This window comes from Afipia sp. OHSU_II-C1 (assembly GCF_000497575.1).
In the GTDB taxonomy this organism is placed as follows: domain Bacteria; phylum Pseudomonadota; class Alphaproteobacteria; order Rhizobiales; family Xanthobacteraceae; genus Afipia.
In genome coordinates this window covers 128,509-134,588 of the sequence record NZ_APJI01000007.1, presented here as the reverse complement: position 1 = coordinate 134,588, position 6,080 = coordinate 128,509, and the positions used below count along the sequence as shown (strand labels likewise).

Sequence of the window (6,080 nt, the reverse complement as noted above, 5' to 3'; positions counted from 1 at the left end):
ATCAGCGATTTACTTGGGGAATGTGGGTTCATAGGTGATCGTGACCTTGGTGATGCCGGTTTCGGTGAGCTGGCCCGCGAACGAGCCGAGCTTTTCGGCGAGTTCGATGAACGGCTTCAGCTTCGGCGCTTCTTCCGCGGTGATCGAGGGGAAGTTGACGGCGTTGGAGATCGCGCCGGTCAGCAGGTAATCCGACATCTGTTCGGCGACCTGCAACGCGACGTTCTCCTGCGCTTCCGTAGTGGAGGCGCCGAGATGCGGGGTGCAGATGACATTCGGATGACCGAACAGCACGTTGGTCTTGGCCGGCTCCTCCACGAACACGTCGAAGGCAGCGCCCGCGACATGCTTGGAATTCAGGGCATCGACCAGCGCCTGCTCATCGACCAGACCGCCGCGCGCGCAATTGATGATGCGCACGCCCTGCTTCATCTTCGCGATCGAGGCTGCGTCGATGATGTTCTTGGTCTTGTCGGTGAGCGGGGTGTGCAGCGTGATGAAGTCGGCGCGCTTGAACAGGTCGTCGAGTTCGACCTTCTCGATGCCGATGTCCTTGGCGCGCTCCGGCGACAGGAACGGATCGAACGCGATCACCTTCATGCGCAGGCCCAGCGCACGGTCGGCAACGATCGAACCGATGTTGCCGGCGCCGATGATGCCGAGCGTCTTGCCGGTGATTTCGACACCCATGAAGCGGTTCTTCTCCCACTTGCCGGCCTGGGTCGAGGCGTCGGCGGCGGGAATTTCGCGGGCCAGCGCCAGCATCAGTGTGATGGCGTGCTCGGCGGTGGTGATCGAGTTGCCGAACGGCGTGTTCATCACGATGATGCCCTTCGCCGTGGCGGCGGGAATCTCGACGTTGTCGACGCCGATGCCGGCGCGGCCGATGACCTTCAGGTTCTTGGCCTTCTCGAGAATCTTCGCGGTCGCCTTGGTCGCGGAGCGGATGGCGAGGCCGTCATAGTTGCCGATGATCTCGGCGAGCTTGTCCTTGTCCTTGCCGAGATCCGGCTGGAAATCGACTTCGACGCCGCGATCCTTGAAGATCTGCACGGCGGCCGGGGAAAGTGCGTCGGAAATGAGAACCTTTGGTTTGGTCATGGGATGTGATCCTGAAAAGCTGATGCATTTGCTGAACGTCACCCGCGGGCCTGACCCGCGGGTCCATCTTTTTGATGGATGGCCGGGTCAAGCCCGGCCATGACAATCGAACGTGATGGAAAGTTACGCCGCCTTGGCGAGCGAAGCCTTGGTCTCGGCGAAAGCCCAGTCGATCCACTGCGTCAGAATCTCGACGTCCTTGGACTCAACCGTCGCGCCGCACCAGATGCGAAGGCCCGCGGGCGCATCGCGGTAGTGCGCGAAGTCGTAACCGGCGCCTTCCTTCTCGACGGCGGCGACAAGCTTCTTGGCGAAATCCGCCTGCGCATCGGCGGAGAGTGCCGTGATCGCCGGGTCAATCACCTTCAGACACACCGAGGTGTTGGAGCGGATCGCCGGATCGGCCGCAAGGAAGTCCACCCACGGGGTCTTCGCCTTCCAGTCGGCGAGCACCTTGGTGTTGGCGTCAGCACGCGCGATCAGCGCCTTGAGACCGCCGACCGACTTGGCCCAGTTCAGCGCATCGAGATAGTCCTCGACGCAGAGCATCGACGGTGTGTTGATCGTCTCGCCTTCGAAGATGCCGGCATTGAGCTTGCCGCCCTTGGTCATGCGGAAGATCTTCGGCAACGGCCACGGCGGCGTGTAGCTCTCGAGCCGTGCAACAGCGCGCGGCGAGAGGATCAGCATGCCGTGCGCGGCTTCGCCGCCCAGCGCCTTCTGCCAGGAGAAGGTCACGACATCGAGCTTCGGCCAATCGAGCGGCTGTGCGAACGCGGCGGAGGTGGCGTCGCAGATGGTCAGGCCTTCGCGGTCGGCCTTGATCCAGTCGGCATTCGGAACGCGCACGCCGGAGGTGGTGCCGTTCCAGGTGAACACGATGTCCGAGTTCCTGTCGGCCTTCGACAGATCCGGAATCTCGCCATAGCCCGCGTGAAGCTTCACGACGTCCTTGAGCTTCAATTCCTTGACGATATCGCTGACCCAGCCTTCGCCGAAGGATTCCCAGGCGATGGTGGTGACAGGGCGCGGCCCGAGCAGCGACCACAGCGCCATTTCGACGGCGCCGGTGTCGGACGCAGGCACAATGCCGATCTTGTAGTCGGCAGGCACCTCAAGCACTTCGCGCGTCAGTTCGATCGCGAGCTTGAGTTTCGCCTTGCCGACCTTCGCACGATGCGAACGGCCGAGGGCTGCGTCCTTGAGATTTTGGGGGTTCCAGCCGGGGCGCTTGGCGCAGGGGCCGGAGGAAAAATGCGGCACGTTCGGCTTTGAGCCGGGCTTCGCTACAGTCATAATCTATCCTTCCAGATAGCTAGCCTCCCGTTGGGGGGAGGTGTCCCGCCGCCGTGAATATGGAAGGTTTCGGATTTCGTCAAGAAACTTCGCCCGGCTTCATTCACAAAGCTGGGATGCAGACGCCCTCCCCGCCGCCGGTCAGGCCGGCTTGCGCCACTCCTCCAGCGGGATATTGGGCATCTCGAAGCGCTCCGTCGTGCGGGTGTACCAGCCGCCTTCCATGCGCCCGATCAGATCGAGTTTTTCCGCGTCGATGTACTGCCGCGCGGCGTCGATCACGGCGTGATCCTGCACGTGAATCATCAGGATACGGCCGAGCACAAGGCTGAAGCCGCCGAGCGCCACCTCCTGCATGAAGGTGCATTCCATCGAGACCGGCGAGGCTGCGATCCGCGGCACCGCCACCCGCTCCGAGGGAACGAGTTTCAGATCCGCCTCAAGCGGCTCCTCCACGCCCTTGGGAAATGCGATCGATGTGATCCGCATCTGCTGGGCGAGGCTGTAAGGCACGAGATTCACGACGAACTGCTCGTTGGCGCGAATGTTGGCGCGGGTGTCCTTCGGCTCGCGGGGCCCCTTGCTGCCGATGCCGACGCCGACGGTTGCCGGGTCGGACCCGAACACATTGAAGAACGAAAACGGCGCGGCATTCACGGCGCCATTGCCGTCGCGCGTGGTGATCCATGCGATCGGGCGCGGCAATACGGTGGCCAATAGCAGCTTGTAACGCTCGCCGGGTTTCATTGCTTCGAAATCGAACTGCATGGACCCCCCTCGCGCGAAGCCGTATCGGCATCGCCGCTGCGTTCTCAAACAACTTGCAATTCGCAAGTCTAATAGCCGGGGACAGTAAATACTTTTTTAGAACTTACAACGCCGCACAAGCCCGCTTGACGCTTTGCATGGGGGGTCTGCGGCGTCCTTCCGCGCCCGGCTTTAGAGGCCGAGCCGCTTTTCGGACTCGCCGATCCATCGCTTGACCGCGTCATAGCCGTCGAGATGGAAGCCGCCCTCATGGGCAGCGCGGGTGTAGGCCAGCAGCGCCACATCCGCGAGCGAGAACACATCCTCGACGAAGAATTTCGTTTTCTGAAGCTGGTGCTCCATCAGCGCCAGCGCGGCATAGCCCCGCTTGACCTTCTCCGGATCAAGATCGCCCAGCGACTTGCCGAGATAGACCATCTGAAACCGGCAGACCGCGATATACGGCTCGTGGCTGTACTGCTCCCAGAACAGCCATTCATCCATCTTGGCCGACAGGAACGCTTCCGCCGGGATCAGGTCGGTGCCCCGCGCCAGATAGCGGATGATCGCATTGGACTGCGCCAGCGTGCGCCCGTCGTCGAGTTCGAGCACCGGCACCTGCCCCGCGCCGTTGAGCCTGAGAAACTCAGGCGTGCGGCTTTCGCTTTTCATGGTGTCGACATCGACCCAGGTGTAACGGCGCGAAAGCTTGTCGCACACCCATTTCACCTTCAGGCAATTGCCGGATTTCAGATCGCCATAGATCTTCATGACCGCACCTTCCCGATGGTTGCCCTGCCGCAGACGGAACGACAGCCCAACAGGCAAAACGGCCCCTGTCAACGACAGGAGCCGCAAAAGCCAATTCGGATTACCGCGCGATCAGAACTTGTAGCCGAGACCGCCGCGCACGGTGCTGACATTGGTGTCGATCGAGCCCGAGAAGCGGACATACTCGTATTCGGCGCGCGCAAAGATATTGCCGAACAGCATCATGTCGACACCGGCGCCCGCCGAATAGCCGACCAGCAGATGGTTGCCCTGGGTATCCTTGGCGCTGACCGTGGCAGGCGCAGCCGCCAATGCGTCGGCCTGGGTCAAGCCCCAGCGATCCGTGACCGTGACGGAGCGGGTGATATTGGCATTGCCCAGCGCCACACCGCCGAACAGGTACGGCAGGAAGTTTCCATAGACGTAACCGGCGCGGCCGCGGATCGTGCCCATGTCGGTGATTTCCATCGAACCGGTGGACGTTGCGGTTACCGCGTGGAAATTGCCGTCACTCAGCGTCGCGCCTGAAATGCGCGAGGCGGAGGCCGTTGAGTTTCCGTTGAAATTGACGTGGAGGTAGCTGGCCTCGACGCCGACCACGACATCGCCCCACTGCGAATTGTAGCCGGCGAACCCGCCGAACGCCGATCGCTTGTCCGATGCCTTGCCGATGAACAACGGCCACTGCGACACCTGCATGCCGTTTTCGATGACCGTGTTCGCCAGAAGCCTCGCAGTCATGGCGCTGTTCGAGCCGGTGAAATTCATGTCGGATGCGCCGTAGCCAACCTGCCCGCCGACGTAGAAGCCTTGCCATCTGACATAGCGCGGACTTTCGCGGAGCATTCCGCGCAGGACCGGCGGATCTTCGGGATAGTCGGCGGCCTGCGCCCCCTGCACGGCTCCCGCCATCATCATCGCCAACACGATCCGACGCATCACGAAACTCCCGTCATAAACGCTTAACTACGTTCGATCATGCCGCGTTAACCCTAATCATTCGTTATCGCTGCGCTGCTCGCGCAAAAGAAAAACGGCGCGGAAAAATCCGCGCCGTTTGAGTTTTGGCAGGAGAGACAAAGCGAGAAGAAATCCGATCAGCCCTTGCGGATGAGCGGCGGCAGCACCGGCGGAGCGTAAGCCGGCACCGGATCGATCGCCCAGCGCACGCCGAACTTGAGATCGTGCGAAGTCAGGTTCTTGAAGTGCATCGGATTGTTGATGGCGTTGGTGCCGTCCCAAGCGTACATGTCGCCGGTGATGCCGTCGCCGAGATCGACGTAGCGATAGGCCAGTTCGAGGGTCAAGCTTGGATTGACCTTGTAGCCAAGACCGGCGTGCACGGCCCAGGCGAAATTCCATTTCGTCGCGGTCGGGCCGAATGCCAGGCTCGGAGCAGGCTGCCCCGTGTCGGTGAAGCCCGAGATGGTGTTGGCGGAGCCGCCGATACCGACGCCGACGAACGGCGTGATGCACCACCAGGTGCCGAGATCCGCATAGACGTTGGCCAGAACCAGCCACTCGGACTTGCTGCCGGTGTAGGTGTTGGTGCTGCTCGGCACGCCGTTGAACGACACGACGTCAACGCCGTGGAAGTTAGCCTTGCCGCGATACTCACCGGTGATGTCGCCGCGGAACCAGTTGTTGAAGCGATAACCGACGCCGAGGCCGAAGATGCCTGCGCTGTCGAAGCCGAGGCCGGTGTTCTGCACCGTGGTGCCGGGCGTGTAGTACAGCGCGTTGTCGAGGCGCTTGACCTGCTGATTGCTGAAGCCGATGTCGCCGCGCAGATACCAGCCGCCGAAATCTTCGACCGGAGGCGGGACATACATGGGCGGCGGCGGCAGATCGGCCGCGAGAGCCGCCGAGGAAATGAATGTCGCCGCGCCAGCGGCAAGAAGATTCTTCAGAGTACGCATTGGTCCGGTCCTTTCGCCGGTGAGACAGACAAAAGCCTCACGCTCAAAACTCATGGGCGGACCATGGCACCAAATGCTTAAGCGGCACTTAACCCTAATTCTTAACCGTGATTTTTAATCCGGCTTAAGCGAGACGGTAAACATTTACACAATGCGCGCGTCGCGACGCGCCGCAAATCCTAACGATGTGTTGACGGATGAGTCAGGAATGCTGACGCAATGGCGGCGAAGTCTGCATCAGACTCT

At 61.7% G+C, this 6,080-nt stretch carries 5 protein-coding genes and 1 pseudogene; all 6 read right to left on the bottom strand.

Translation table 11 applies throughout. The features are described 5' to 3' along the window. Positions 1–27 precede the first annotated feature (27 nt). A pseudogene (serA, locus tag I554_RS0108875) lies at positions 28–1,101 on the bottom strand (phosphoglycerate dehydrogenase); the annotation flags it as partial. Positions 1,102–1,224: 123 nt separating this feature from the next. Further along, positions 1,225–2,397, bottom strand: coding sequence for a phosphoserine transaminase (locus tag I554_RS0108870; RefSeq protein WP_024578128.1), 1,173 nt, complete (start codon positions 2,395–2,397; stop codon positions 1,225–1,227). A 141-nt stretch (positions 2,398–2,538) separates the two neighbouring features. Next, entirely contained in the window at positions 2,539–3,165 is a 627-nt protein-coding gene (locus tag I554_RS0108865; RefSeq protein ID WP_024578129.1) for a flavin reductase family protein, read from the bottom strand. A gap of 171 nt (positions 3,166–3,336) precedes the next feature. Continuing rightward, the gene (locus I554_RS0108860; protein WP_024578130.1) at positions 3,337–3,915 is read right to left on the bottom strand and encodes a glutathione S-transferase family protein; all 579 of its coding nucleotides are present in this window, start codon (positions 3,913–3,915) and stop codon (positions 3,337–3,339) included. A gap of 111 nt (positions 3,916–4,026) precedes the next feature. Beyond that, positions 4,027–4,854, bottom strand: a complete 828-nt coding sequence (locus I554_RS0108855) for an outer membrane beta-barrel protein (RefSeq protein WP_024578131.1) — start codon at positions 4,852–4,854, stop codon at positions 4,027–4,029. A gap of 158 nt (positions 4,855–5,012) precedes the next feature. After that, complete coding sequence (locus I554_RS0108850; RefSeq protein ID WP_024578132.1) at positions 5,013–5,834, bottom strand: outer membrane beta-barrel protein; 822 nt, start codon at positions 5,832–5,834, stop codon at positions 5,013–5,015. Between the last annotated feature and the right edge of the window lie 246 nt (positions 5,835–6,080).

Excerpts from the sequence above, each read along its gene's own strand:
- I554_RS0108870 (WP_024578128.1), bottom strand. The coding sequence starts at position 2,397 with ATGACTGTAGCGAAGCCCGGCTCAAAGCCGAACGTGCCGCATTTTTCC.
- I554_RS0108865 (WP_024578129.1), bottom strand. The coding sequence starts at position 3,165 with ATGCAGTTCGATTTCGAAGCAATGAAACCCGGCGAGCGTTACAAGCTG.
- I554_RS0108860 (WP_024578130.1), bottom strand. The coding sequence starts at position 3,915 with ATGAAGATCTATGGCGATCTGAAATCCGGCAATTGCCTGAAGGTGAAA.
- I554_RS0108855 (WP_024578131.1), bottom strand. The coding sequence starts at position 4,854 with ATGCGTCGGATCGTGTTGGCGATGATGATGGCGGGAGCCGTGCAGGGG.
- I554_RS0108850 (WP_024578132.1), bottom strand. The coding sequence starts at position 5,834 with ATGCGTACTCTGAAGAATCTTCTTGCCGCTGGCGCGGCGACATTCATT.